Genomic DNA, 25,749 nt, shown 5'->3' on the forward strand with positions numbered 1-25,749 from the left:
TTAGCCCACCTCTACCTTGAGCCCTTGGTCCTTTTTTTCCTGGGGCGCCTTTCCCTGGGCACCATTGGCACCGTTGCCGTAGCCCAGTATCTGAAGCAGGTCTCCCGCGTTCTGTTGTTCGCTGAAGAGCGCCACCGTCAATTGCCCCTCCCCGTCCCTGTCCAGGAGCAGGTGCTTGGGCTGTGGGATCAAACAGTGCTGCAGCCCGCCAAAACCCCCAATGGTCTCCTGGTAGGCCCCGGTGTTGAAAAAACCAATGTACAGCGGCTTGTCCCGTTTGTACTTGGGCAGGTAAATGGCGTTCATGTTCTGTTCGCTGTTGTAATAGTCGTCGCTGTCACAGGTAAGGCCGCCCAGGAGCACCCGCTCGTACTCGTCATGCCAGCGGTTTATGGGCAGCATGATAAAACGTTTGTTTATGGCCCAGGTATCGGGCAGGGTGGTGATGAAGGAAGAGTCTATCATGTTCCACTTCTCCCGGTCGTTCTGCTGCTTTTGGTACAGTATCTCATAGATGGCACCACCGCTCTCGCCCACGGTAAAACTCCCAAACTCGGTAAAGATGTGCGGTACGGGCACCTCGGCCTCCTCGCAGGTTATCTTTATCTGGTTCACGATCTCATCGATCATGTACTGGTAGTCGTACTCAAAGGCCAGGGAATTTTTTATGGGGAAGCCCCCGCCTATGTTTAGGCTGTCCAGGGAAGGACATATCTTTTTAAGGCGAACATAGACCCTGAGGCATTTGGTGAGCTCGTTCCAATAATAGGCGTTGTCCCGGATCCCGGTATTGATGAAAAAGTGCAACATTTTAAGCGAGACCCTGTCGTTTTCCTTGATCTGGTTCTCGTAAAAGGGCACAATGTTCCGGTACCCTATGCCCAAACGTGAGGTGTAGAACTCAAATTTTGGCTCCTCTTCCGAGGCAATGCGGATGCCCACTTGAAAATCTTCCTGGATCACCTCGGACAAGAGGCCTATTTCCTCATAATTGTCTATGATGGGGATGCAATTGGTGTGCCCTCCGTTAATGAGCCGGCCAATGTTCTCCACGTACTGCTCCCGCTTAAAGCCATTGCAGATCACATAGGTGCTGTCCGTGATGGTTCCAGAGGCCTTAAGCTCTTCCACAATGTTTATGTCAAAGGCAGAGGAAGTCTCTATGTGCACGTCGTTCTTCAGGGCCTCCTCCAGCACGTGCTTAAAGTGCGAGCTTTTGGTGCAATAACAGTATTTGTATTTGCCCTTATAGCCGTGCTTTTCCAGGGCTTGGGCAAACCAGCCCTTGGCCCTGTGTATGTTCTCTGAAATTTTAGGGAGGTAGGTGAATTTCAAGGGGCTTCCGTACTGGGCCACCAAGGCGGAAAGGTCTATGTCGTGAAAACGGAGCCGCTCCCCGTCCAGGGTAAACTCCTCTTGGGGAAAATGATAGGTTTGATCAATGAGATCACTGTATTTGGTTTTCATTGCAAGAAATTGGATTGATGTTTGAAAATCGAAAGAAAAGCACGGCAAGCTTAACCCAATTGGTCAAGAAACTGCCGGAGATGCGATTTTCAGATCAAAAACTTCTCTTCGGTGGTGGGAATGAAAAAATAATCGTGCTGACTTTGCACAATGCGGGAGGTGTGGGCGGAAGTTAGCTTTAAAATCCGGTCGCCTATCTGATAGGCCGCGCGGTGGTATGACTTCCTGATTCCACAGCGCCCGAACATAGAAACACGGTACATGATGTTCAGCCAATGCCAAAAAAAGCGAATCACCCCAAAAAGCGATTCAAGTTGCAAATGAAAACTAAAATTTTGAAAAAAAAAGCGTTTGCCCGAAAAAATATGAATTTATTTGATGGACCTTCTTTTGAACTTATGTTGCTAAAAAACAGGCGGTGGAAACATCGGGATTATGGTCCGGAAGCCCAAACCTCGCCACTGCCCTAAATGAATGTTGCCCCTAAGCCCAAAAAAACTGCAATTGGAAGAAAGAGTGGCACGGTTGCACCCACCAACTGGGTGCGGGTACTGAAACCTTGGCCAGCAAAAATCTGGGAACTGTGGCCAGACCATTTTGTCGAAATTCATTCAAACCGACGTCAAAACAGCTTTTTAGGTCATTTTTTCCTAAACGAAGCACTCTTAGTCCATTGAAAAAAACCCTATAGGGTTTTTGTGCTGCGGGAAGTTTAAATACCAGCTTATACCCTCAAACCATCCGGTCTATAAAAGGTTGAATTAAAACGGCTTTTTCTTTGGTGGTGCCATCCACAAAGCCATTCAGTAATCCTTTTTAGGTTTATTTATTTCTGCTCGGATTTCTGTGATTGCATTGGCATAAAGAATTAATTCATTCTTGGTTACTTTTTTTATTGGAAAAACGTACGCTCTTTTATTATTGCAGAAGACTGAAAGAAATAACATCATATCCAAATTTTCCAGTCTAATATCACTACAGGATTTAAACCTTGAAACTTGAAAATCGTTTGTACTATGGGAGTTATTGAAGGAAATTATGTTTTTGGCATTGTTCCAGTGAAGAACAAAGGATTTGTTTTCTATGCTTTCCTTTGGCCATTCATAATAAGTGCCCTCTAAGCGCAAGTATTTTGTGGGCATTGTGCTATCTCTACCATTAATAGTCGCTGGGCCTGTTATTTCTAAAACATTATCCCCAATAAACTTAAACGTTTTTACCGTTTTCCCCAAATAAATGCTATTTCCCTTAATGGAATAGGTCGCTGAATCTATTTTTTTGTCGAAATCATATTGCACCAGTTTCGATTCTTTAAATTCAAAAACATTGATTGAGGGATAAGTCAATGCCTCTCTGTCTTTTAAATCAATCCACTTTCCCTTGATATCTTGTCCGTAACCAACGGTAAAGACTAACATTGAAAACAAAATTGTTTTGAGTGTTGCCAAACTATTCATTGCAATAAAGCAATTTTGTAATTTTCATCTCCTAAAACCACTGGAATATCACCAAAATTATAATTTATTGGAAATGCCTTGTGAAAAAAGGCTTCTCCTACCGAGCAGTTTTCTCCATCCATATAAGTCAATTCAAGACCGTGTAGTCTAAGTTTTTCTATAGAATAGCATAGAAAAATGGGGTTTTCAAAATTTTCCTCAATTACAGATTCAATTATCTTATATTCCCTGAAAAAAACATTTTCCAAGGGTGAAACAACAAGCTTTTCCATTCCTGTAGTTATGAAATCCTTTACACCGGAATGAGGTCTTGCTATCGGCATATTTTCCTTTAAATAAACTATTTGAATGGAGTACACATTTTTTAAAAAGCTTACATAAAAATGTATTTCAATCCTTCCCATTGATTCGGAATCCTTTTCCAGTTCTACAATACCCCCATAGTTTGGAACCATCCCCAATGTTGCTCCTTTCACTTTTAGGTTTAGCTTCTTTTCTATTTCAAAGCAAATTTTATTTTGCCATTTTTCTTCAAAATTTGCCTTATTGAGAATATTGTTTTCAATGGAGGCCAAAATTTTCCTAACCCCTTGCTGCTTCCAATATTCATCATTTATTCTTTTAATGGACAAGTGGTAGTATGAATTTATTATGTCATGGATTTTTGGGGCTTTCTTTAAAAGTTCGCCCAAACCAACTAAATTCTTATCCCCCATTATCTACAAACAATATTTAGCTGGAGTTGTAGGTGTATTCCCGCATGGTCTTGTTGATAATGTCGAACCAGCTTGTTCTTTCCTTAATTGATCAAACAAAAAATCTCTTAATCTAATTGCCGCAGAGGCATCATTGAGCAGGCTTGAATTAGATGACATAGCATCATACAAGTCTTGTTTTGGCGTTTTCCCAAGAGTCATTGAAAATGTTTGTAGCAGCTCTACTAGACGCATATGGAATACTAATACATAACTCACCCAAATCTGCCTCAATAATTTGGTCTGAAAAAATGCCTTTCACAACAATTATTACGTAAAGATTACTTATGTTGGCATATTGTGCATTTCCAATTCCTTTCCACTTATAATCACTGCAAATTCTCGTAATCTGTTGTTCTTCTATAGAATATGGAATATTTTCCTCATTTCTGTCCGCACTGTTGGCATAAATGCTTCCCATCACTCCACTATAGCCACCTCCGGAACTGTAGTTCCGCCCGTGGCTGCTGGAATAGCTATTGTTCCAACTTCTAACAATAGAATAACTGCTACCTGTGGAATGTGCAGAACTTCCACTTTTTGGAGCAGTTCCCACAAATTCATCAAGTTCTATAAGCTCACCATCGTCTGGTAAATTATCGGTATTCCAGCAGTCGTCCTCGGTATCAACCGTCTGGAACATAATGGACATAAAAGCGGCTTTTTGCCTTAATTTATTCTTGACTACGAACCGTTTAGCAAATTTTCCCTTCTCTATTGTATATCCATCGATGAAAGTTCCATCGATTTCGTTCAAAAAAACTCTCCCCCTTTTTACCGCACCGCTTGCTGATTCTTCGTCTTTGTAAATTGTATAAATGGCATTTCTTGTTTGATTGTTGGCTTTTATAAAAATCAGTTTGGATTCGTAGTTTCCCTTTCTATTTACGGCTGCATTTGCCAATGTAAGTTTTACTTTGTCGATTTTGAAGAGGTCTTGGTGTTCCAAAGTTTCCCAATCAGGTGTCAGCAAAAGTTCATCGTCTCCTTTTGCAGAAGGGTTATTCCTCTGCTGTTCAATTAAAAAGAAATTTTTGGCCTCCTCGAAAGAAACTGTCTCCAGATTGCTTTGGGCTAAGGAATCACTCTTCGAGGCGTAATACTCTTCTTGTATATCGCAGGTAAAAAACAATAGAGCCAAGCCAGAGTAAAGCAGGCACTTGAAAAACTGCTTTCTGCACTTCAATTTTTGTTTCTTAGTTTCGGTTTGGGTTAATGTTATAGCTTAATTCTTCAAAGAATTAAATATCATAGTGGGCATTGGATAAGAAAGGCCGCTTTTGTCAATTATGTTAATGAGATTCAACAATTTGGATAAGTAAAAAAAACATATACTATCAAGATAGTAAAATTGTTCTAAATCCTCAAAACCCCAAGTCAATTATTTGGTTTGGAATTTAGGGTACTTTAGCTTTGAGGCGGCGGTAACATCTCCCTTTTTTCCATTTTTTCGGGCGTTTAGGGAGATTATCGGGGGATATTTCCGGAAGATGGGGGCTTCCTGTCCCGAAGAGACAAGTCTTTCCGCTTCCGGGGCCGGGAAGCGGTGCACGTTCCACATCTTAGGTCGGGCGACTGGCCGGGGCGTCACTCCAGCAACAAGTGTTACGGCCCATCGGTGAATAGCTTTAAGACTTGCTGGCGGCCTCTCCTCTTTCATTTTACTGGCAGGACGATGAAGCGAAAGATGAACCTCTTGAGCCTTAAGGTATTCTTTACGAAATCCAGCCTCCGTGCCACGGGGCAGAGGACGTATTGGTAAAGGTTGCGGCAGATGGCGGTCATTATGAGGAACGCCGTCTTCTGTTCCAAAAAGAAGAAGGGTATCCGCTTCCAAAGGAAGCCGTTGTTCTCCTCGTCGAAGAGCCGTGGGACTACTTCCTATTTTTTAGAGTCGTCTTTCTTGGAGTTTTTAGGAAACAGGGCGCTGTACCGGCGCGCGCTCAGTAGTGTCTATGGAGAGAGGGCAAATCATTACTCTTGATCCCCTACCATTCTTCTTCATAAGGATACCCACTATTGGGAGAAGTACTTGATACAAAGAGTTTTGGCTTAACTATCCCAAACGACCTCCTAGTTGGGCCCTTTGGGCTACAAGTATGTCCAGCAAGACCATACTATGGGGAAAGCCCCATTAACAAGCCTCCTTAAAGCCATGTTAAATCTTTGAAAGTAAGCAGGGTAATCTTTATTTTGGGAGGAAAATAGCCCATTATGAACATCAAGACCTTTTTTCCATGGTTATCTGCCTGTGCCCTCTTGTTGGGCCTTGTGCCCCTGTCTGGCCAAATGGCCCCGGGCGTCTATATGGCCGAAACCGGCGGTATCCAGCACGAAATAAAAACAAACGGGGATTACTTCATCTACTCGGCCTACAAGACCGAAACACCCGAGTTCCTGCGGACCTTGGGAGGCTTCTCCAAGGTAGAGGACACTTTTGGCGGTCCCAAACTCATTGTCCTTTTGGAATTCAACTCCGACTATGAAAAGGATGCACTGCGCCAATTGAGCATTCCCATTTCAGTGAATGGGGATATGCTGGAATTGGACTGGTTTGAAAAACTGCGCTTTACCAAGCAAGAGGAAAACACACAAGATCTGGACGGGGCCTGGCTCTTTGCCACCCGTGGGCCCGATGAGGGACAAGACCGCCGTGGGGACGCCAATACCCGAAAGACACTCAAGTATTTGCAGGACGGCCGTTTCCAGTGGGTGGCCTATGACACCGAGGGCTTTAAGTTCATGGGCACGGGCGGGGGCGCCTATGGGGCCCAAGATGGAACCTACACCGAACACATTGGCTATTTTTCCCGCGACAATTCCCGCGTGGGCGCTTCGCTCTCTTTCGATTATGAGGTAAAGGGGGCAGATTGGCACCATAAGGGAAACAACAGTAGGGGAGAACCGATGTACGAAATCTGGTCCAAACGATATGGGGCCCAAAAGGCACCTTAGGATGCCAGGGGCCTGGAAATGGTTGTCCGTTCCCTTAGTTCCGTCTGCAACTGGGCCGTCCATTGGGCAATGCGTTCCTCGGTACGTTCCGGCTGGTTGTCCTCGTCCAGGGCCAGGCCGTAGAAACGCTGGCAGCATTCCATAAGGCCCTGGGACTCCGAAAAGCAGTACCCCTTGGTGGGCCAGTGCCCCATAAGCTCCCCACCACTGTCCAGCACGGCCCGTGCCAAGATGCCCAGGGCATCCACAAAATAATCGTCATAATTGAATTGGTCGCCCAAGCCATACAGGGCCACCATCTTCCCGCTCAGGTCCAGGGTCTTGAACTTTGGGAAATAGGCCTGCCAGTCGCTCTGCAGATCACCCGTGTACCAGGTAGATGCCCCAAGGATAAGCACATCGTTCCGTTCAAAAAAACGGTGGTTCACTTGGGACACTTCGCACAGTTCCATATTGTCCCAAGGACACTGCCGCGCCAACAGATGGGCCACCGCCTCCGTGGCACCGGTGTCCGATCCATAGACCAATCCCACTTTTCCTTCATACATAAAATGGAGGTGTAAATTTATTCTGGTGTTGTGCGCCCGTGCCCCAAGAAACCGCCCCCAATGGAAGGCACGGTGAAAAACAATCCGGCACTTCCAGGGCTGTCCGTTGGACCGTAAGGGAACCACAAAACATCCTTAACGAATGGCTAAAATATCCATTATTTGTATTCAATCTAAATTAATGCGGGATTTTAACATCCTAAGATTTAAGATCGTAGTGGAAAAAGTGGGCCATCAAGGGGGTGTTAAGAAAAATAGAAGAGTGCTTAAACGCCGTCGTGACAAAAGAGGTCCGCGATGCCTTATCTTAAAACAATCTAAATTTAAATACTTGAAAACCAGTTATTTAAATTGCTTCTAAACCGTTGCGGCCGTAGTTTTACATTGAACTTAAAAACACGGAAATCATGAGCATACGATTGGCGAACAACTGCAAACATTGTGAAAATTTAATGGAAGGCGGCAAGTGCAAGGTGCACGGCGTACAAGTGAGCAACAGCTACGTTTGTGACAGCTTTGAGATGAAAAGCGCCCTCAAGGACGATCGTAACTGCACCTCTTGCGTGCGTTATGAGACCAGTGACTGTGCCAACCCCGAAAAGGCGGCTCCAGGGATGCTCTGCACCCAATGGGCGCCCCAAACGGCGGCCTGATCACAGGAAAACAACAAAAATCGGTCCGTTCTTTGGGCCGATTTTTTTTTATTCCCGCCCTTGGCCCTCCCCCAAGGCCCCGAACCGGCCCAATTGCTTGTGATGGCATCGAGTGTCGGTAATGAACGTGGCTTTTTCATAATACGTAAATGGCACTTTGCCCAGCCCCCCCTGCTTGTGCCAACCGGTGCGGGCACAAGGCACGGCAAAGACCAATGGCACCATTGTTATGACCACCACCAAAGACGACGACATCATAGCCTCCGTTCTTACGGCCTATCTCAACGAGCATGGGCATAGAAAGACGACCGAGCGTTACCATATCCTCAAAGAGGTGTATGCCATGGAGGGGCATTTTAACGTGGACTCCCTATATATCTTAATGAAGAACAAGAACTATAGGGTAAGCCGCGCCACCATCTACAACACCATGGAGCTCTTGGTGGCCAGCCAATTGGTGCAAAAGCACCAGTTCAGAAAGGGTATGGCCCTTTATGAACCCAGCTATTTCAACCGGCAACATGACCACCTGATCTTCACGGACACCAATGAGATCAAGGAATTCTGTGACCCGCGCATACAACACATCAAGGACACCATTGAAAAGACCTTTGACATCACCATAGAAAAGCACACCCTGTATTGCTACGCCCGGCGGCACCCGGAGAACCCCAAGGAGGCCCTTTCCTAGCCGCTCCACACCCATTTTTATCGGTAAAAGAACCTCTTTCAGAAGATGTAAGGTTGAAGGGAGAAACCGCCTGCCATGGGCCAACACAAAAAGCGGACGCCGCCAGACCCTATGCTTCGGTTCTCGTGATGCCCGTACTTGGAACGCTTTCATTCGCATGGAATGAGCCCTAACCCTGCTGGATACCAACCGAAATGTTGGTTGGCGAATTGCTCTGACCTTAAAAAGCAGATAAATATCAGCAGATGAAATTTTAGTATTTCTTACCTTCGTGGGTGTTAAAAATCAATCCATGCGATACGCACCCATTCCCAATTCCCTGTTCATAAAGAACCGCAAGAAATTCACGGCCCAAATGAAGCCCAAGAGCATTGCCGTGTTCAACTCCAACGACATTTACCCCATTGGGGCAGACAGTACCCTGCCCTTTGAGCAGGACCGTGACCTGTTCTACCTGAGCGGGGCGGACCAAGAAGAGACCATACTGCTCCTTTTTCCAGATGCCCTTGATCCCAAGCACCGGGAAGTGCTCTTCGTAAGGGAAACCAATGACCACATTGCCGTTTGGGAAGGCGCCAAGCTGAGCAAGGAAGAAGCCACCCAAACTTCCGGGATACAGACCATATACTGGTTAACGGAGTTTAAAAAGGTGTTCTTTGACCTGATGACGGAGGCCGAGGTCATCTACTTTAACACCAACGAGCATTACCGGCAAGCGGTGGAGACCCAAACCCGTGAGGACCGTTTCATTGAAAAGTGCAAGAAAGATTTTCCCGCCCACCAATGGGCCAAGAGCAACCCCATACTGCAAGAGATCCGTGGCATCAAGGAACCGGAGGAGCTGGAACTGATGCAACGGGCCTGTAACATTACGGAAAAAGGGTTTAGGCGCTTGCTGTCCTTTATACGGCCGGGTGTCTGGGAGCATGAAATAGAGGCCGAACTGCTGCACGAGTTTGTGCGCAACCGGTCCAAGGGCTTTGCCTACCAGCCCATCATTGCGGCCGGCAACAACGCCAATGTGCTGCACTACGTGGAAAACAACCAAGAGTGCAGGGACGGCGACCTTATTCTAATGGATGTGGCGGCAGAGTACGCCAACTATTCCAGCGACCTCACCCGAACGGTGCCCGTGAACGGCAGGTTCACCAAACGCCAAAGGCAAGTGTACGAGGCCGTGCTGCGGGTAAAGAACGAGGCCACCGCCATGTTGGTGCCCGGCACCCTTTGGGCCGAGTACCACAAAGAGTGCGGCAAGCTCATGACCTCGGAACTTTTGGGACTGGGACTCTTGGACAAGGCCGATGTACAGCACCAAGACCCGGACTGGCCGGCGTACAAGAAATATTTTATGCACGGCACCAGCCACCATATAGGCCTGAACACCCACGATTATGGCGCGCTAAAAACACCAATGAAGGCCAATATGGTCTTTACGGTGGAACCGGGCATCTATATCCCCGCCGAGGGCATGGGCGTGCGCCTGGAGGACGATGTGGTGATCCAGGAAACCGGGGCGCCCTATAACCTTATGAAGAACATTCCCATAGAGGTCGATGAGATTGAAGGGCTTATGGCCCAAAAATGAGGGCGTTACCCCTAGGGTGCCCATGGCAGTGGCCAGGGCCACTCCCCCTTTTTTTGATCGACCCCCTGCCAGACGGATGGCCCCGCCCCATGGCAAACCAAGCACCAAGGTCTTCTTCTTTATGGAACACAATGAAGACCCAATACTAAAACAAAAAGGATGAAAATAGTCTCGTGGAACGTGAACGGCATACGCGCCTCAGTGAAAAAAGGCTTTGCCGATGTGGTGCTGCAATTGGATGCCGATATCTTTTGCGTTCAGGAAACAAAGGCCCAGGACGATCAGGTCCGGGAGGCCCTAAGGGACCTTGGGGGCCACAAGCTGTACAGCAACAGCGCGGAGCGAAAGGGATATTCCGGCACCGCCATCCTGAGCAAGCAAGAACCATTGTCCTTTAGCTTGGACATGGGACGGCCGGAACACGATGCCGAAGGCCGTGTGCTGCATACGGAACACGAAGCCTTTCACTTGGTGAACGTCTATGTGCCCAACAGCGGCAACGGTCTAAAAAGACTGGACTACCGCCAAAAATGGGACGGGGACTTCAAGAACTACCTCAAGGAACTGAAACAGACCAAGCCCCTCATTGTCACCGGCGATTTCAATGTGGCCCATACCGAGAATGACCTGGCCAACCCCAAGAGCAACTACAACAAAACATCTGGTTTTACCCAGGTGGAGATAGACGGCCTGGACGCCATGCTCAAGGACCTGGACCTGGTGGACAGCTTTAGGGCCCTGCATCCAGAGACCTTTGACAAGTACACCTTTTGGAGCATGCGCGGCGGGGCACGGAGCAGGAACGTGGGCTGGCGCATTGACTATTTTTTGGTGAGCGCTTCGCTTTGGCCCAAGGTCACCGCTGCCGGCATACACGATCATATCATGGGCAGCGACCATTGCCCCATTAGCCTGGAACTAAAACTATGACATTATGTGGGCACTGTACTTTTGGCAAGATGCCAGCGACATTGAAAGGAAGATGGAAGAAGCGCCGGACAGCGCCTACGAGATCGGCGTGGCCATTGGCACCTACCTGCCCTTTGCCGTTCTGGTGCTCATTGCCTATCTCTTTTATTATTTCTCCAAAAAGCGAAGCCACTCGGAAGATATTGAGGAATGATCTGCATCGTTTTGGCAGCAGGCGATGTTTTTGTTCATGGCAGGCAGCTATCCCATATCCCCATAACGCACAAGTAGGCCCCTTTGAAAACATAAGCCTTTTAACAAAGCAATTGTTTCTCTCATTTCCTGTGAAATGAATAGGGTAATAAAAAAGATAACGCTAAAAAAAGAACCTTGTGGAGGCGTCACAGAACAGCTTCCAAGCCCCTACCTTTTATGGGCTCAGTTAAAATCGCTGACCTTAAAGGTATGCGTCTGACCAATGATCCTGCCGTCCTTGGACAGGCCCTTCACCACCACCGTGTAATACCCTGGCAGGTCCCCTGTATAAAAGAATTCTTCCAGTTGCCCCCCTTTTTCCACCATGAGCTTGGGGTTCCAGTGCAGGGTGGTACGGTAGTCCGGACGGTTGTGCTTGTCCGTCACCATTGCGTAATTGGGTGTATAGAACTCTTCTGGAGCGTGGAGACCGGCAATCTTTATATTGGCCACTCCCGGATACCTGCCCAGCTCCTCTGACTTGTCCTTGCCCCGGTAGGTGTAAAGTGCTATGACGCCAAAAAGCCCACGAGTTCCCCAAAGACTTGTTCCTGAACCGGAAACTACATCTATGAACATGATGTCATTGGCCCCCATAGCTTGGATGCCCTCAATGCCTATGGGGATCCCGTCCAACAGAACCAATGGTTGGCCGCTGCCAAAAGTGCTTTGGCCTGGCAGAGCAACCTGCCCTTCGCCAAACCCCTCCCCATAAAACACCCTTACCCCGGGCACCATTGCCAAAAGGTCCAAAACGCTCATTGCCTCGCCACCATTTACGGAGTCCGTGAAAATTCTCTCGGACCTAACGCCATTGGTGGGGAAGGCACCCGTGGCCATACGGAGCATTTCTTCCAGTGCACTTTCCCTTTTGGCTTCCTTTACCACTGCCTCGTCCAACTGAATCACCCCATCTTGGTTAAATTTAACATCCAACTCCCTTTTTAAGCGCGCGGCGGCAACAAACAGGCTGTCGGGGGCCTTTTGGGTGGTCCGGCCCACAAGTTTGCTCTTGGGAAGCGGAAGGCCCGGGATCCTGGCCGAATGGATGTCTATACCAGTATCCACACCCGAGGCCTTGCCCTGGAGGGGAGCTTTTGCCTGCACTATGACATCAATACTGTCTTGAAAAAAAAATGGCCCCAACGAAAAAGCGCCGTCCGCATTGCTCCGATCATTCAATTGAAGGACGTCCTCGCCGATCAAGCTCACGGAAACCTGCGCATTGGCTACAAAAGAAGCGTTCTGCATATCCCTTACCCTGCCATTGATCATGATTCCCTTTTCGGGTGGGAACGCCATGTCCCTGCTGGTCTTTTTGTTCATTAGTTCCTTCCATTCAAAACGCCTCCAGCCATGGGTGAGCATCAGAGCATCCAACAACAATCTGCGGTCTTTTATGGCACTGTCAAAAAAATATCCGGCATTGGGCACCGTCCCGCCCACATCCGAATTCAACAGCAACCAACTGTACATATCATTCTCAAACCCGGGCTGCAGACCGCCGTTGGAGACAACACTGACCGAAAGATCCCCCTCCAGCACATTGCCCCCCATGTCCTCCAGGTCCATTTTGAGGGAAACTCTTTCCCTGGGGCCATATTCCATCTTGTCCGTACGCAGGTTAAGGATGGTTTTTTTTGCTCTGTTCTCAACAAAGAACAACCTTTCACAAAGGGGTTCGCCATTTTTGGAGAACAAAGTGAAATGGGCCACTCCTTCCACCAGCTCTGCCGGGTCCAATTTAATGACATAGCCATTGCCCTTTGGCCTGCCCCTGAGCCCCTTTAAAAAGACCTTCCCCCGGGTATGGCCCACCAAGACCGTGTTTTCCAATCCACCGTCCTTGTTGGTGGCCACCCGAACCTCAATGTGCTTGTCACGGTCCAAGACGTTGAGGACATGGCCGCTTTGCCTTATTTCAGGGATTTCATATTTGTGGGGCCTCCCGTCCATATCTATTTTGGCCTCATATCTGCTCCCGGGCAGCGGCTTAAAGGGCACCATGCCCAGACCAAAGGCCCCGCTCTTAAAAGTTGCCACCACGGCGCCGTCCTGATCCTGTATCTGACCCTTTACCTGCAAACCGTTTCCAAAACTGTCTTGGATCTCCACGCCCATTTTGGTCATAAGTCCCTCCACCAGATGGCCGCCCTCTGGAAAGAACCGCAAGAGCGGCTTGTTCCCTGCCTTGTCCCGGGACCATGTTGTGGCCCCGTTCCCGTTGGAGGAGGCCTTTTCCATTTCCAAAAAGGCCGCGTCCGCGGGCTGATGTACCACACGAATTGATTTGTGGAAGGGAACAGGTTCTTGTTCATTCAGCATGTAACGGGTGTAGGCCCTCAGGGCATAGTCGCCTTCCGGCAGTTCATGGCCAATCTTCATCTCGCCAACGGCCCCAGAACTTCCATTGTACACCATTTTCCTTTGGAGAACGTCTCCCGTGCCGTTCAACAGCTCCACATGGACCACCTTGCTCTTTGGGCTTGGGGAATGGTAGATACCGTCCAACAGATAGGCTTTGAACCAAATGGTGTCCCCATTGATGTACACATCCCGATCGGTGTGCAAATAAGTCTTTTCGGGCCTTTCGCCCCGAGTGTAGAGCAACAGTTTCCCAAGAACCTTGTCAATAAGCTGGGGAGTGGTCTGCGGGGGCATAAAAGAGGAGACCCCCAAGAGGACCACAAAACAAAAACAGCAGCGTAGCATCAACTTTCCCATAACTTGTTATTTGAAAGTAAAGTACTAAATTTTTGACAAACATCTCCGGTTCTACAAAAAACGCATCAAACCATTGCCCAGATTTCATTTCATAGCGTTGATCGGTATGGGTTTTGAAGAGGTGATATCACAGCACCTTGGTTAAAATACCCTGAGAAAACAGCGCGGAGCAGCGTTGCGAGACTCATTTCAGCACCCGATAAACAGCAAGACAATGGCAGACCTCACCTCAAAAAAGCAGGGATTAACAACACTTTGGGGCCGGCATGCAACAAAGATTTAATAAAACGAAGTTTAAATTGTTATCTTAGTACAAGAAAAGTAATGGTTTCCTACAGGAAGTCAACTTTTTACAAAGCCCATTCGATTTCCCCAAATCGGACCAAAAACATCAAATTAAAGCCTACGTTATGAAAAAATTGTTCTGTACCATTTTTGGCCATCACTACTCGGTTTCCAAGCGCGTGACTTCGCACATCAAGGAATACAAGTGCATCCACTGCCAAAAACAGGTGACCACGGACGTGAGTGGCAATCTTTCCACCCTTACCCCAGAATTGGAGGACATTAACAACGCCCTGGAGAAAATCTACCAACAGCGCCACCACAACGCACAGCAAGTGGCGTAACGGCACGCTGACCCATCCTCTTGGCGGCCAGGCCCAAAGGGTACCGGCCCGCACACCATATTCCCGAAAATCAAGTAAGCACTGCTTCCTTCCGCTGACGTACGCCCCACAACAGCGGGACAAGAATTGCCCTTTGTTTTCGGGTTTTTTGTACCCAAAACCCAGACCCAAATGAGGTGTTGCACCATGGCAATGCGGGTACAAAACCCCATAGAACCAAGACCTATGCGATGCCGGCACCAGAAATGGAAGGGTGCCCTAGAAGGCGTTCCATCCCTGGGCCGTAAGGGGTATCTGGGCGTTGGAGCGTGTTATGAGCTGGGCGCCCATTTCCTTTTCCGTGATGTGCCCTATGACGCTGAGGTGGGGATTGCCCTTTATCTTGTCAAAATCCCCTTGGGCCACGGTAAAGAGCAGTTCATAGTCTTCCCCCCCGCTCAGGGCCACCAAGGTACTGTCCATCTGGAATTCCTCACAGGCAGCGATCACGGTGGGGTCCAGGGGAATCTTGTCCTCATAAAGATGGCAGCCCACCGCACTGTGTTTGCAAAGGTGCAGGATCTCGGATGAGAGGCCGTCACTGATATCGATCATGGCCGTGGGGCGCACCTGCAATTCTTCCAAAAGGCCAATGATGTCCTTTCTTGCCTCGGGCTTCAGTTGACGCTCCACAATATAGGAGTAGGGCTCCAGATCGGGCTGGTTGTTGGGGTTTACCTTGAAGACCTCTTTCTCGCGCTCCAGGACCTGTAGGCCCATATAGGCGCCCCCCAGGTCTCCGGTGACCACGAGCAGGTCATTGGGCCGGGCCCCGCTCCTCAAGGTCTTGTTCGCCCCCGTCACCTGGCCCAAGGCGGTAAGGCTCAAGATCATTCCGGTCTTGGAAGAGGTGGTGTCCCCGCCCACCAGATCTACCCCGTACACCTTGCAGGCCCGTTGTATGCCGGCATACAGTTCTTCCAGTGCCTCCAGCGGAAAACGGTTGGATACCGCAACGGACACCGTGATATGGGTGGCCCGGGCGTTCATGGCGTACACATCGCTCAGATTCACCATCACGGCCTTATAGCCCAAGTGCTTCAAGGGCATATAGGCAAGATCAAAGTGCACGCCCTCCACGATCATGTCCGTGGTAAGCACGGTTTCGGCCCCGCGCAGGTCCAGTACGGCGGCATCGTCCCCAATGCCCGTTACCGTTTCGGGCCGCTGTATGGCAAAATGTTGGGTGAGGTGGTCTATGAGGCCAAACTCCCCCAATTGTTCCAATGGGGTGCGTTCTTTGTTCTTGTCTTCCAGCATAACTCTCGTTTAACGTAAAACAGGATGCAAAAATAAACATTATCCCACTAGGGCAGGCCAGTGCCCACAAGCTACCGCCGCACCTAAGGGGTGCGTTTCCTTGGGCAGCGCGCCCCGGTGCGCCGCGGCCCGCCCAGTGCCAAAAAAAACTGGGGCGCCGGCCCCAGTTTCCCATCTGTAAGTTGTTTTTGGTCCCCTAGCCCAGGGAGTAGCCCTCCCGGTAGGTACGGCGCACATATTTGTTTGCCGGCTCAAAATTGGTGACCTTCATGTTCTTGGCATCCCACTGCAGGCGTTTTCTGCCGTAGTACTGTTTGCCGCCGCCCCAGAAGCTTTTGTTCTCTGCGGCCGGATCCACCTCAAAGTACGCTTTCAGGGCCAAGTTGCCAATGAGGATGCTCTCGGTGAAGGGCCCGGCATAATCAAAGGAAGAACTGGTCTGCGCATTTCCGTATCCCGCCATACAGGCATTTACCCATTGAAGGTAATGGCCCTCCGGCACACGGGCTATGGTCTCTTCCACTTCAAACTGTTCGTTCAGGGAGAGGGGCAGCAGCCTGGGGTTGGCCCCATAGCAGTCTGCCAACAGTTTGCCTTTGTCGCCAATGAACAATACCCCGCCGTCCCAGTTTCCAAGGGCCTCGTCATCGCCAAGCTCATCCGGCCTTTCGGGCATCAGGCCACCGTCCATCCAGGTCACCTTGATCTTTCCCTTGCCATCGGTTCTGGGATAGCTAAGGTGTATCTTGCTGGAGCTGGGGAAACTTTTTGGATAGTTCTTATATTCAAAATTGCCCTTGAAGGAATCGGAGATGCTGCACTCAAAGGTGTCCGGGTAGAGAATGGGCAGGATCCGGTACACCGGGTCCATGATATGGCAGGCCATGTCCCCGAGGGCGCCGGTACCAAAGTCGCTCCACCCCCGCCAATCGAACGGCAGGTAGGCGTCGTTGTAGTCCCGCATCTCTGCGGTATTGAGCCATAGGTCCCAGTGCAGTCCCTTGGGCACCTTGTCTTTTTTGGTGGGTGTTTGCAGGGCCTGTGGCCAAATGGCCCGGTTGGTCCAACATTTTACGGTGTGCACCTCGCCGATGATACCGGTATCATAGATCTCCTTCATCTTGCGCACCCCGTCCCCGGATCCGCCCTGGTTCCCCATTTGGGTCACCACCTTGAACTTTTCAGCGGCTTCGGTGAGCATCCTGGCCTCCCAGATGTCATGGGTGAGCGGTTTCTGGACGTAAACGTGTTTTCCCATCGCCATGGCCTGGTAGGCCGCCACGGCGTGGTGGTGGTCCGGGGTGGACACGGAAACGGCATCTATGTCCTTGCCCTCCTTCTCCAACATTTCCCTGTAGTCATGGTAGTAACTGGCCTTGGGATAGGCCTTGCGGGACTCCACCGATTGGCGATCGTCCACATCGCACATGGAAACGATCTTTACGTTGGGGCTCTTGGCAAAAGAAGCCATATCGCTCCTTCCCTTGCCACCTGCCCCAATGCCCGCAATATGCAGGGTATCACTGGGCGGCACATGGCCCTGGCCTCCAAGCACATGCCTGGGGACGATCATAAAACCTGCGGCCGCAACCCCGGTCTTCTTCACAAAGGACCTTCTGCCCGTTTGGCTCAAAAACTTCTTTTTCTTGGTCATAATGCTATACTGCTGATTAAAAATTGAATGAAACAGCGTTCAAGATAGGCAGAAATCATGAAAATGATAAAATAGGCCCCCAGAAATTTATGCAAGCCTTTGCCTATTTTGTACCTTGCCAACCTAAAGGCTCAAATGCCAGGGCATTGGCACCGGTGGTGCCCGCAATGATCCGAACAAACAAACACCAAAATGAAAAAACATATCCCCGCTCTCCTTGCCCTCTGCATGCTGGCAGCCTGTTCCAGTGATGACGGCGCTTCCGCCCCGGAGGCACAACCTACCGGTAGCACGGAAAACAGCGTTCCCTGTGTTAACGGCCGTGCGGGCAACTATCCCTGCAAGGGCTTTGAGCTACTGGCACACCTTACCCTGAGCGACCTGGACGCCACCTCCGGCAACGATGTTTGGGGCTGGACGGACACCGGTACGGGAAAGGAATATGCCCTGATGGGACTTGACAATGGTACTGCCTTTGTGGACATCTCGGACACGGACAATCCCGTGTACCTCGGAAAACTGCCCACGGCCACCAGCTCCAGCCTTTGGAGGGACGTAAAGGTGCACAACGATCACGCCTACGTTGTGGCCGAAGCCAACGGGCACGGCGTGCAAGTGTTCGATCTTACCCGGCTCAGGGACGTACAGAACCCCCCGGAACTCTTTTCCGAGGACGGAAATTACGACGCCATTGGCAATGCCCACAACATTGTGATAAATCCGGACAGTGGTTTTGCCTACCCGGTGGGCACGGCCCGCACGGACGCCTTCAATGGGGGCGTGCACTTTCTGGACCTCCAAAATCCCTTGGTGCCCGAAGGCGTGGGTGGCTGGGGAGACAACGGCTACACCCATGACGCACAGGTGGTAACCTACCAAGGTCCGGATGCCGACCATACCGGCCGGGAGATCTTTATAGGCGCCAATGAAAGCCAAGTGGTGGTGGTGGACGTCACCGACAAAACCGCCCCCCAATCCCTAGCCACCATGCCCTACCCCAACATTGGCTATACCCACCAAGGGTGGTTCACCGAAGACCAGACCTATTTTATTCTGGGCGATGAACTGGATGAGATCAACGAAGGCTTTAAAACCCGCACCCTGGTCTTTGACATGACCGATCTGGACGATCCCGTACTGCACCACACCTATCTGGGGCCCACCAACGCCATTGACCACAACGGTTATGTGCTGGGCAACGATTTCTACTTGGCCAATTACACGGCCGGGGTGCGCCTTTTGGACATCTCGGGCATTGCCGAAAAGGAAATGGAGGAAACCCACTTTTTTGACACCTTTCCCAGCAACGACGCCACCGAGTTTGATGGGGTATGGAGCATATACCCCTATTTTGAAAGTGGCAACATTGCGGTGAGCGATATCAGTGGCGGCCTGTTCATCATCAGAAAAATGGATTGACCCATGCAACGGATACTTTTTTGCTGCGCCCTTGTTTTTATGGCATCCTGCGGAACGGAGGAAGTGAACGAGAACAACTTTGCCCAAGACGCCACCTTCTTGGGCGTCTTGGAGGCCGTGGACAGTTATGGCGGCTCCGGGGACGAAACGGCCCAGGCCGTGGTAAGCACCACGGACGGTGGGTTTGCCGTTTTGGGATACACCAACAGCACCAATGGCGATCTGGCCAACAAAAGTACCGGGGTGAACGACTATTGGTTGTTGAAGTTCAGTGCAGCGGGAGCGCTGCAATGGCAGCAGACCTACGGCGGCAGCAAGGACGATCGCGGCCAGGCCCTGGTGCAGACCCGCGATGGTGGCTACGCCCTTACCGGCTACGCCATGAGCAGTGATGGCGATGGCTCCCAAAACCAAGGCTTTCATGACAATTGGCTGTTGAAGTTGGATCCCAGTGGCACCATTGAATGGGAAAAGAGCTTTGGTTTCTCTGGCCATGACCATTCCTATGACATCCTGCAAACGGAGGACAATGGTTTTTTCTTCACCGGTTTCCTGGACATTACCTCTGCCCGGGCAGATGGGTACGGGAACAAGGGGGCCAACCTCACCCGGCACGGTGTTGGGGAATTCTGGAGCACCAAGATAGATGCCCGTGGCAACCTGCAATGGCGCGGTTATTTCGGTGGCAGCAACAATGATAGGGCCCACGCCGTGGCACGGGCCCAAGACGGGGGCTTTGTCATGGCGGGCTTTACGGAAAGCAATGATTATGACATCAGTGCCACCAATGGCAGTTACGATTTTTGGCTGGTAAAGACCGATGCCAACGGCAATTTTCTCTGGGAGCGCTCCTTTGGCGGCAGCGGGGTGGACATTGCCCATGACATCATTACCACCCAAGATGGTGGCCATGTGGTGGTGGGAAGCAGTTTTAGCACGGACGGCGATGTGGCCGCGCCCCGGGGACAATCTGATGTTTGGATGATCAAGGTGGATGATGACGGCACGCTGCTCTGGGAACGTTCCTTTGGTGGGGCCGATTTTGATGCCGCACAGGCCGTGTTCCAGGGAAAAGAGGGCAGCCTCTACCTAGTGGGGAACAGCAAGAGCGGTTCCGGCGACCTGAACGGCAATGCGGGCGAAAATGACATGTGGCTCCTAAAAACGGACCCAGAGGGCAAATTGCAATGGCAACGGCCCTTGGGGGGCAGCCAAATGGATTTTGCCCATGATGTGCTGGAAATGGACCAGGGAGGCCTGATCGTGGTGGGCGAGACCAACAGCCCTGATTTTCCCGGCGCGGAGCACAAGGGCGGAACGGACCTGGTGGTGGTGCGGCTCCGGTGAAAGGGAAGTAGTGGAACCTGATTTTTATCAACGGCTCTTGTTGATTTCGTAATGGGTGTTGCTAAGGGAGTTTGGAAAGCGACCAAATCCTTTTTCCAATATTTAAGTTGATTGGGCAATCCTTAACCTAGTATTTTGGGTTGGGGATAAAACTAAAAAACAGAGGTCAGTAAATAGTTGTCTATTTTAAATGGGGTTGATAGCCAAAATGTTAGGCGGAGCGCCCGCCTGAATGGTAGGCGAGGCAGGTAGTCGAAGCCTCCTTTGGCTTGCACCATGGAACTGTATCTTCCCGGCTGGTACGGCACCCGTCACAGACGAGCGCTAGCTGGGAGGAAGGGAGGCCATGCTCCCCATAATTTTTGTTTCGGAACGAGCGTGACGCTCGCGCCAGCGGGGGTCTTTCTCAAAAGTGGCGGCATCCGCACCTTCAAGTACCTTCCCGTTACGGTACACCCAATGTTGGTCCTTGGCATAGTTTAGGCCCAACCAAACAAATGACTGCGAATGGGCGCCGGGAATGGCTTCCCCCTTGTGGAAAACACTTTGGGCATCCCTACTTTACTTGCCGGGCAAGACTTGGAACGTTTCCGGTTGGGCTCCCTGTACCACGTGATGGTTCAGATAGACGTGGTGGGCATCTTTTGCTTAAAATGTCACGGAACCATCTTCCTCTTTAGCGGTATAAATGACATCATTAGGGTCACTTTCATCTTGCCCATCCGTCATTTTTTGCAACCTATGTATTTTAGGCTTTTGCTGATTTAAATCGGCCACATCAGATTTCGGTTTTTCTCCTTCGGGAATATCCTTTACGGTATTTTCCCGTACCGGTTTATCTTGAACGGACTCCTTTTTCCGTTCTCCGTTACAGGCTATTAAAACCAAAATAAAAACTACAATACCATACTTTTTCGTGCTCATGAAATTGAGATTGACAATGCGTTTAAATAACAAAACTATCATTACACAAAAGATTTTTAATCCCCCTAAACCGTGAATTCAAAGTGTAACTGTAACTAGCGCCCACTTTTTTCCTCCCGTAACAATCGTTCTTAAACGGATTCTTGACAAACGGAAAAACAAATTGTTTTAAACAGCCTTTTGGGAAAGAGGCTTCTATGAAACCAGTATACTTAGGCCATCAATTACAGGCCAAACAACAACATTTGGCCAAGCTTTTTGTTAAAGGGTAAGGCGAAAACAACTTCAATTCCATAGCGCGGCGATCAACTTAATGTTGTCCATATGCCCAACCCTAGTTTTTTAAGCGATAAATTTTAGTAGCCTCTTGTAATTGGTCCAAGATGTCACCAGTAAACCTAAAAGTTTCTATTTTCCATCTTTTATTTGGCTTGTACATTAAAAAACTAAACCGTACCATATCTTCCTTAAAATTCACCAAATACGAGGCATAAGAGTAACTGTTGGCCACCTCTACATAATTTAGTATGCCGTAATCTTGGACTTCACCCACCGCTTGTCTAAATTTTTCTAATTCAGTTTTTGCGGCGTTTAAATTTTCTTGATCTTTCAAGCTGCCCCCAACATCCCCTTGCATCCCAAAATCGACCGCTTGACGGGTCGATCGGTCGTAGGTTTCAAAAAAATCACTGACCAAGCTTGTCACCTCTTTTGGGGCATTGGTGATTTGATTGTCCAACGATAGTCCTGCTTTAATCATTTCATCAACTAACTCATTCGTATCAAAGGTAATACCGAAAAACTTCCATTTCACATCATCTTTCGCAAGGGTTAGGCTAAGCCGTATTGGCATTACCTCATATTTTAACAGATAGCTTAGGTGTTTTATTTTAGTGGTCAATTTTGTTTCTGCAATTAAGGCAGAACCGTGATACTTCCCTAGTTGCGGAACAAGTGAGTCCAAAGTTTTGATGATTTCATCATAATTTGAATCTTCTTTTTCCATCAATGTGGGGTTAGTGCCATAAGCATAGGTGATTGCTTCTTCTTGTGAGGTTTTGTACAGCTCAAAAAAATGTTGGAGGATTTGCTCCGGAGTCTCCTGTGCCCTTAACGACACTGTTGAAAAAAATAACAGTATTACACCAAGGATGCCAAGGCTATTTAAGTTGATTTTTTTTCTTTTGCCCATATCTTCCATCTGTTTCCCGATTAATGATTCCCTATATTTTTTCTATTGCCAAGGATGTTTTATTGCATCTCCTTATTTTTATTTCATTTAGCTCAAGTGTTGATTTACCAAATCCCCAAACGTACAGTTTAAAAGGTTTCACTAATGCTCTAAGACCTGTGGACTATGGGCCACTTCCCTATTTTTCTTGACAGGTGCTCCCTTTATTGAACGAACTGTTTCCATTATGGTTCCTTCCCCTAGCAGGGGAAAGGGGATTGCCAACCCAAGCAAAAGTCTGGATGGCAATCCATCTTTGCCCAAGGGCCACTTCGTTTCTATTTTCACATTTGTGGCATTCGCCCAGAGGCCATAAAACAATGTACGATTTCCTATCGCTCCGGTTCTTGGCAATGGTGATCATCCTTGAAACCTCAGTTTAACCGGTAAATTTTAACCGTCTCTTCCAATTGCTCTTGCACATCATCATACAACCTAAATCTTTCAATTCTCCAATTCTCATCGGCCTTGTACATCAAAAAAAGAATTCTTATTGTATTTTGCTCATAGTACGCCACGTATGTGGCAAAGGAGAAACTGTCGGCCATTTTTACATACATCAATTGTTCGTGATCTAGAAATTTACCCAAGTCCTCGTTGTACGCTTCAAAACCTGTTCGCATAGCCTCTAAACTCCTCAATACTTGCTCATCATCAACAGCAGTTGTCCGCATTGCAAAGTCGAATGCTTGTCCGATGGACTGCTTGTACTTTTCAAAAAATTTGTTGATGACCATGGTTACCCCTTCCGGGGTGTCTGCATCATCATACTCAAAGAATGTTCCTGCTTGTTGCAACTCTTCTTCTAAATCATTCGCATCAATGGTCATGGCGAACAACTTCCATTTTTCATCATTTTTAGCCAGGGTAAACCTAAGCCGTACTGGCACCAAACTATATTTTAGGAGATAGCTGATGTTCTTTACCCTACCCGCCAAACTTTTTTCCGAAATCAACTCATAACCGGAGTACTCCCCCATCATCGGAACATTTGAATTCAAGATACTCATCAAGGTGTCATAGCCAGACCTATCCCTTTCCATTAATGTGGGATTAGTGCCGTAAGCATAGTTAACCGCCTCTTCATACGAGGTTTTATACAACTCAAAAAAACGTTGGGTGATATCTTCAGTTGTATCTTGTGCCTGTAAAGGCAGTGTGGCAAAAGCCAAGCCAAGCAAGGCAAGGATGCAAACACAAATTGACTTTAGCTTTTTTGTTTTGGGTCTATATTCCATCTGTATTCCAATTAACGCTGTCATAGGGGTTCTATTTTTTTGGGAAATTTCAGTTGTTTGTTTCCCTTTTTTATTTCCTTACAATCCATTGCGCTTATGCTCAGATAGCCCAGTGTTCCTTTCCCACTCATCTTCAAATACCATTTGCCACTGTGAGCCTTTTATTTTCCAGACATCCTTGGGCCTGTACAGCTGCAGGTTGAGAACAACTGGAGCCTTTTCGTATTTTAGAAGAAACCGGAGCCGTTTATAACTTTGCCCCACGGTAACTTCATTCATTTTTTCATACCCTTTATATTCTCCCAGAGCCGCTAAAGTGGGGCGTATTTGCTCAGTGTCCGCCGCCCATTGTGCATCCTGTCCAGGTATTGCCAAGGCCATGTCCCTAGCATATTCCAGTGCTTTATCCGGAGATTCTGCCAGTGCCTCAAAAAAAGTAGCGGTGGTTTCTTCCAAGGTTTTTTGAGCGACCGCTTCAGCTTGAGCAAACAAATTGAATAGCAATGTTAGCAGTATTGTTCTTAAAAGTGTTTTGTCTTTCATAATCATTTTGTTATCTGCCAGCTTAAAAATAATACAGCTTCAGGTATTTAGTCAAAAATAGGCATTGTACAAACCACTTTACTCCCTGTTTTCAGGGGAAAGCAACCATCTTTAAAAAAAACCGTTGCTTTTACCGTTCACTCCGCTCCTCCGGTAACAAATCGTTTTTAAACGGATTCTTAACAAACGGAAAAACAAATTGTTTTAAAAAGCCTTTTGGGAAAGAGGCTTCTATCAATCCCGTGCCCTTTGGCCATTCGTTGCCCGGCAGGTAATAGGTGCCAAATAATTTATCGATAAACGGAAAGACCACAGCAAAATTTTTCCCGTAATGTTCCGGTTCCTTGCAATGATGCCAATGGTGGTACTGCGGTGTAGTAATAACGTATTTTAAAAAACCGAAGTTAATGCTGGTATTCGCATGTATCAACACCGCGTGTATCGCTATAAAGACAATGTAAACATGGAAAGTGAGCGTTGAAAAACCCAAAACGTATAAGGGAATATAAGACATACTCCGGGTAAAGAAAATATCGATAAAATGGGTCCGTGAGCCAGCGAGCCAATCCATATTTTCTGTGGAATGGTGGATGGAATGGAACCTCCATAAAAAGTAATGCGAATGAAAAATACGATGCGCCCAGTATTGGAAAAATCGGTGACCACTAAAGCAAGCAATAACCCCCCGCTGGCGCGAGCGTCAAGCTCGTGCCGACACAAGAATTATGGCAAGCAACCCCCCCCTATGCCCCCCGCTGGCGCGAGCGTCACGCTCGTACCGTTAAGCGTAATTCCCTGCCTCAAAAATGCTGTGGATCTCTTTGGTCAATGAGTCATTATTTCATAGAAATTTTAAGATGTAAAATAGCCTTTGGCCTGCATCAAATTATGTTCGCCGCTCCCCTCCGCTGATGCGAGTGTTACATCTCTTGACGCAAGCTTTCTTCAACGTGTCAGGCCACATAGTGATCGTTACCACCGGTATAACCGTCGTGCTCCGGAGGGCAACACTTTACAAATCTTAAAAAATTAACGGTATTTTAACGTTTTTGGTTGACCACTCTCAAAATTTGAGAGTGGGAGGTAAGATATTTACAACGCAATCAAAACAGCGCGCTACCACTATGTAGGTTTTAATGGCAAAGGAAAAATGTTTAACTTAGAAACTTTAAAAATAAAGAATTTAGAACATTATCTGGGTATTGAAACCAACGCTGAGGAACTAAGAACAACGAATGGTGGATTGTTGCCCATTGTAGTTTGTGTTGTTGTTATTGGTTGTAGTGCTGTTGCTGGTGCAGCTGCGGTAGGGATTTTTGCAGCAGGAGCTTAGTTAGGATGCTGGATTCAAGTCATAAACGCAACAATGCCCTGATTTTCTATTGCTGCGGCAAAAACCTCGTTGGGCGTTCTGTACCCGAACCTTTTTCTGGGCCTGTTGTTTAAAATGTTCTCCGCCTTTT

At 48.4% G+C, this 25,749-nt stretch carries 24 protein-coding genes and 2 pseudogenes; 11 read left to right on the forward strand and 15 right to left on the reverse strand.

What is annotated here, in order from left to right:
* A complete protein-coding gene (locus ACKWCC_RS17410) occupies positions 1 to 1,467 on the reverse strand; it encodes an arginine decarboxylase (protein WP_413997247.1) in 1,467 nt (488 codons plus the stop codon).
* Positions 1,468 to 1,787: 320 nt separating this feature from the next.
* On the opposite strand from ACKWCC_RS17410, the gene ACKWCC_RS17415 reads away from it, so the two are divergent.
* Positions 1,788 to 1,937: a hypothetical protein gene (locus ACKWCC_RS17415; RefSeq protein ID WP_413997248.1), complete on the forward strand. Its 150-nt coding sequence runs from the start codon at positions 1,788 to 1,790 to the stop codon at positions 1,935 to 1,937.
* Between the two features lie 333 nt (positions 1,938 to 2,270).
* Here the strand turns inward: ACKWCC_RS17415 and ACKWCC_RS17420 are convergent, their stop codons facing one another.
* The 3 genes from ACKWCC_RS17420 to ACKWCC_RS17430 all read right to left on the reverse strand — a co-directional run bounded on the left by ACKWCC_RS17420 (position 2,271) and on the right by ACKWCC_RS17430 (position 4,865).
* Positions 2,271 to 2,924 (reverse strand): hypothetical protein, encoded by a 654-nt coding sequence (locus ACKWCC_RS17420; RefSeq protein ID WP_413997249.1) that lies wholly within the window; start codon positions 2,922 to 2,924, stop codon positions 2,271 to 2,273.
* Entirely contained in the window at positions 2,921 to 3,640 is a 720-nt protein-coding gene (locus tag ACKWCC_RS17425) for a hypothetical protein (RefSeq protein ID WP_413997250.1), read from the reverse strand. The genes ACKWCC_RS17420 and ACKWCC_RS17425 overlap by 4 nt, the downstream gene beginning before the upstream one ends.
* A 163-nt stretch (positions 3,641 to 3,803) precedes the next feature.
* Positions 3,804 to 4,865 (reverse strand): hypothetical protein, encoded by a 1,062-nt coding sequence (locus ACKWCC_RS17430; protein WP_413997251.1) that lies wholly within the window; start codon positions 4,863 to 4,865, stop codon positions 3,804 to 3,806.
* 1,028 nt (positions 4,866 to 5,893) lie between these two features.
* On the opposite strand from ACKWCC_RS17430, the gene ACKWCC_RS17435 reads away from it, so the two are divergent.
* Positions 5,894 to 6,634: a hypothetical protein gene (locus tag ACKWCC_RS17435; RefSeq protein WP_413997252.1), complete on the forward strand. Its 741-nt coding sequence runs from the start codon at positions 5,894 to 5,896 to the stop codon at positions 6,632 to 6,634.
* Here ACKWCC_RS17435 and ACKWCC_RS17440 read toward each other — a convergent pair.
* A complete protein-coding gene (locus ACKWCC_RS17440) occupies positions 6,631 to 7,182 on the reverse strand; it encodes a flavodoxin (RefSeq protein WP_413997253.1) in 552 nt (183 codons plus the stop codon). The two genes, ACKWCC_RS17435 and ACKWCC_RS17440, sit on opposite strands and share 4 nt — an antisense overlap.
* Before the next feature lie 407 nt (positions 7,183 to 7,589).
* On the opposite strand from ACKWCC_RS17440, the gene ACKWCC_RS17445 reads away from it, so the two are divergent.
* From ACKWCC_RS17445 to ACKWCC_RS17465, 5 genes are all read left to right on the forward strand, one after another.
* Complete coding sequence (locus ACKWCC_RS17445; RefSeq protein ID WP_413997254.1) at positions 7,590 to 7,835, forward strand: hypothetical protein; 246 nt, start codon at positions 7,590 to 7,592, stop codon at positions 7,833 to 7,835.
* A 229-nt stretch (positions 7,836 to 8,064) separates the two neighbouring features.
* Positions 8,065 to 8,526 carry a Fur family transcriptional regulator gene (locus ACKWCC_RS17450; protein ID WP_413997255.1) on the forward strand — a complete coding sequence of 154 codons (462 nt, stop codon included), beginning with the start codon at positions 8,065 to 8,067 and terminating at the stop codon, positions 8,524 to 8,526.
* A gap of 292 nt (positions 8,527 to 8,818) precedes the next feature.
* Complete coding sequence (locus ACKWCC_RS17455) at positions 8,819 to 10,114, forward strand: aminopeptidase P family protein (protein WP_413997256.1); 1,296 nt, start codon at positions 8,819 to 8,821, stop codon at positions 10,112 to 10,114.
* A 159-nt stretch (positions 10,115 to 10,273) separates the two neighbouring features.
* Positions 10,274 to 11,044 (forward strand): exodeoxyribonuclease III, encoded by a 771-nt coding sequence (locus ACKWCC_RS17460; protein ID WP_413997257.1) that lies wholly within the window; start codon positions 10,274 to 10,276, stop codon positions 11,042 to 11,044.
* Between the two features lie 4 nt (positions 11,045 to 11,048).
* On the forward strand, positions 11,049 to 11,237 hold the full coding sequence (locus ACKWCC_RS17465) for a hypothetical protein (RefSeq protein ID WP_413997258.1): 189 nt from the start codon (positions 11,049 to 11,051) through the stop codon (positions 11,235 to 11,237).
* A gap of 224 nt (positions 11,238 to 11,461) precedes the next feature.
* Here the strand turns inward: ACKWCC_RS17465 and ACKWCC_RS17470 are convergent, their stop codons facing one another.
* Entirely contained in the window at positions 11,462 to 14,002 is a 2,541-nt protein-coding gene (locus tag ACKWCC_RS17470; protein ID WP_413997259.1) for a TonB-dependent receptor, read from the reverse strand.
* A 410-nt stretch (positions 14,003 to 14,412) separates the two neighbouring features.
* Between ACKWCC_RS17470 and ACKWCC_RS17475 the strand changes: the two genes are divergently transcribed.
* On the forward strand, positions 14,413 to 14,631 hold the full coding sequence (locus ACKWCC_RS17475; protein WP_413997260.1) for a hypothetical protein: 219 nt from the start codon (positions 14,413 to 14,415) through the stop codon (positions 14,629 to 14,631).
* A 258-nt stretch (positions 14,632 to 14,889) separates the two neighbouring features.
* Here ACKWCC_RS17475 and thiL read toward each other — a convergent pair whose 3' ends face one another.
* Both thiL and ACKWCC_RS17485 read right to left on the reverse strand, forming a co-directional pair.
* On the reverse strand, positions 14,890 to 15,930 hold the full coding sequence (thiL, locus tag ACKWCC_RS17480; protein ID WP_413997261.1) for a thiamine-phosphate kinase: 1,041 nt from the start codon (positions 15,928 to 15,930) through the stop codon (positions 14,890 to 14,892).
* A gap of 196 nt (positions 15,931 to 16,126) precedes the next feature.
* Entirely contained in the window at positions 16,127 to 17,584 is a 1,458-nt protein-coding gene (locus ACKWCC_RS17485; RefSeq protein WP_413997262.1) for a Gfo/Idh/MocA family protein, read from the reverse strand.
* Positions 17,585 to 17,776: 192 nt separating this feature from the next.
* On the opposite strand from ACKWCC_RS17485, the gene ACKWCC_RS17490 reads away from it, so the two are divergent.
* A complete protein-coding gene (locus ACKWCC_RS17490) occupies positions 17,777 to 19,003 on the forward strand; it encodes a choice-of-anchor B family protein (protein WP_413997263.1) in 1,227 nt (408 codons plus the stop codon).
* A 3-nt stretch (positions 19,004 to 19,006) separates the two neighbouring features.
* A complete protein-coding gene (locus ACKWCC_RS17495; protein ID WP_413997264.1) occupies positions 19,007 to 20,350 on the forward strand; it encodes a hypothetical protein in 1,344 nt (447 codons plus the stop codon).
* A gap of 324 nt (positions 20,351 to 20,674) precedes the next feature.
* On the opposite strand, the pseudogene ACKWCC_RS17500 reads toward ACKWCC_RS17495, so the two are convergent.
* The 6 genes and pseudogenes from ACKWCC_RS17500 to ACKWCC_RS17525 all read right to left on the reverse strand — a co-directional run.
* A pseudogene (locus ACKWCC_RS17500) lies at positions 20,675 to 20,896 on the reverse strand (DKNYY domain-containing protein); the annotation flags it as partial.
* 102 nt (positions 20,897 to 20,998) lie between these two features.
* Positions 20,999 to 21,316: a hypothetical protein gene (locus ACKWCC_RS17505; RefSeq protein WP_413997265.1), complete on the reverse strand. Its 318-nt coding sequence runs from the start codon at positions 21,314 to 21,316 to the stop codon at positions 20,999 to 21,001.
* 292 nt (positions 21,317 to 21,608) lie between these two features.
* Positions 21,609 to 22,475 carry a hypothetical protein gene (locus ACKWCC_RS17510; RefSeq protein ID WP_413997266.1) on the reverse strand — a complete coding sequence of 289 codons (867 nt, stop codon included), beginning with the start codon at positions 22,473 to 22,475 and terminating at the stop codon, positions 21,609 to 21,611.
* 404 nt (positions 22,476 to 22,879) lie between these two features.
* Positions 22,880 to 23,767 carry a hypothetical protein gene (locus ACKWCC_RS17515; RefSeq protein WP_413997267.1) on the reverse strand — a complete coding sequence of 296 codons (888 nt, stop codon included), beginning with the start codon at positions 23,765 to 23,767 and terminating at the stop codon, positions 22,880 to 22,882.
* Positions 23,768 to 23,821: 54 nt separating this feature from the next.
* The gene (locus tag ACKWCC_RS17520) at positions 23,822 to 24,286 is read right to left on the reverse strand and encodes a hypothetical protein (RefSeq protein ID WP_413997268.1); all 465 of its coding nucleotides are present in this window, start codon (positions 24,284 to 24,286) and stop codon (positions 23,822 to 23,824) included.
* 130 nt (positions 24,287 to 24,416) lie between these two features.
* On the reverse strand, positions 24,417 to 24,965 hold the full coding sequence (locus tag ACKWCC_RS17525) for a sterol desaturase family protein (RefSeq protein ID WP_413997270.1): 549 nt from the start codon (positions 24,963 to 24,965) through the stop codon (positions 24,417 to 24,419).
* Between the two features lie 471 nt (positions 24,966 to 25,436).
* On the opposite strand from ACKWCC_RS17525, the gene ACKWCC_RS17530 reads away from it, so the two are divergent.
* Complete coding sequence (locus ACKWCC_RS17530) at positions 25,437 to 25,619, forward strand: class IIb bacteriocin, lactobin A/cerein 7B family (protein ID WP_413997269.1); 183 nt, start codon at positions 25,437 to 25,439, stop codon at positions 25,617 to 25,619.
* A 14-nt stretch (positions 25,620 to 25,633) separates the two neighbouring features.
* Here the strand turns inward: ACKWCC_RS17530 and ACKWCC_RS19385 are convergent.
* Positions 25,634 to 25,749 (reverse strand): annotated as a pseudogene (locus ACKWCC_RS19385) (IS30 family transposase); the annotation flags it as partial.

The sequence above is a fragment of the Maribacter aquimarinus genome, assembly GCF_047345505.1.
GTDB lineage: Bacteria > Bacteroidota > Bacteroidia > Flavobacteriales > Flavobacteriaceae > Maribacter.

Coding starts and splice junctions, on each gene's coding strand:
- ACKWCC_RS17410 (WP_413997247.1), bottom strand. CDS start 1,467: ATGAAAACCAAATACAGTGATCTCATTGATCAAACCTATCATTTTCCC.
- ACKWCC_RS17415 (WP_413997248.1), top strand. CDS start 1,788: ATGAAAACTAAAATTTTGAAAAAAAAAGCGTTTGCCCGAAAAAATATG.
- ACKWCC_RS17420 (WP_413997249.1), bottom strand. CDS start 2,924: ATGAATAGTTTGGCAACACTCAAAACAATTTTGTTTTCAATGTTAGTC.
- ACKWCC_RS17425 (WP_413997250.1), bottom strand. CDS start 3,640: ATGGGGGATAAGAATTTAGTTGGTTTGGGCGAACTTTTAAAGAAAGCC.
- ACKWCC_RS17435 (WP_413997252.1), top strand. CDS start 5,894: ATGAACATCAAGACCTTTTTTCCATGGTTATCTGCCTGTGCCCTCTTG.
- ACKWCC_RS17440 (WP_413997253.1), bottom strand. CDS start 7,182: ATGTATGAAGGAAAAGTGGGATTGGTCTATGGATCGGACACCGGTGCC.
- ACKWCC_RS17445 (WP_413997254.1), top strand. CDS start 7,590: ATGAGCATACGATTGGCGAACAACTGCAAACATTGTGAAAATTTAATG.
- ACKWCC_RS17450 (WP_413997255.1), top strand. CDS start 8,065: ATGACCACCACCAAAGACGACGACATCATAGCCTCCGTTCTTACGGCC.
- ACKWCC_RS17455 (WP_413997256.1), top strand. CDS start 8,819: ATGCGATACGCACCCATTCCCAATTCCCTGTTCATAAAGAACCGCAAG.
- ACKWCC_RS17460 (WP_413997257.1), top strand. CDS start 10,274: ATGAAAATAGTCTCGTGGAACGTGAACGGCATACGCGCCTCAGTGAAA.
- ACKWCC_RS17465 (WP_413997258.1), top strand. CDS start 11,049: ATGTGGGCACTGTACTTTTGGCAAGATGCCAGCGACATTGAAAGGAAG.
- ACKWCC_RS17470 (WP_413997259.1), bottom strand. CDS start 14,002: ATGGGAAAGTTGATGCTACGCTGCTGTTTTTGTTTTGTGGTCCTCTTG.
- ACKWCC_RS17475 (WP_413997260.1), top strand. CDS start 14,413: ATGAAAAAATTGTTCTGTACCATTTTTGGCCATCACTACTCGGTTTCC.
- thiL (WP_413997261.1), bottom strand. CDS start 15,930: ATGCTGGAAGACAAGAACAAAGAACGCACCCCATTGGAACAATTGGGG.
- ACKWCC_RS17485 (WP_413997262.1), bottom strand. CDS start 17,584: ATGACCAAGAAAAAGAAGTTTTTGAGCCAAACGGGCAGAAGGTCCTTT.
- ACKWCC_RS17490 (WP_413997263.1), top strand. CDS start 17,777: ATGAAAAAACATATCCCCGCTCTCCTTGCCCTCTGCATGCTGGCAGCC.
- ACKWCC_RS17495 (WP_413997264.1), top strand. CDS start 19,007: ATGCAACGGATACTTTTTTGCTGCGCCCTTGTTTTTATGGCATCCTGC.
- ACKWCC_RS17505 (WP_413997265.1), bottom strand. CDS start 21,316: ATGATAGTTTTGTTATTTAAACGCATTGTCAATCTCAATTTCATGAGC.
- ACKWCC_RS17510 (WP_413997266.1), bottom strand. CDS start 22,475: ATGGAAGATATGGGCAAAAGAAAAAAAATCAACTTAAATAGCCTTGGC.
- ACKWCC_RS17515 (WP_413997267.1), bottom strand. CDS start 23,767: ATGACAGCGTTAATTGGAATACAGATGGAATATAGACCCAAAACAAAA.
- ACKWCC_RS17520 (WP_413997268.1), bottom strand. CDS start 24,286: ATGAAAGACAAAACACTTTTAAGAACAATACTGCTAACATTGCTATTC.
- ACKWCC_RS17530 (WP_413997269.1), top strand. CDS start 25,437: ATGTTTAACTTAGAAACTTTAAAAATAAAGAATTTAGAACATTATCTG.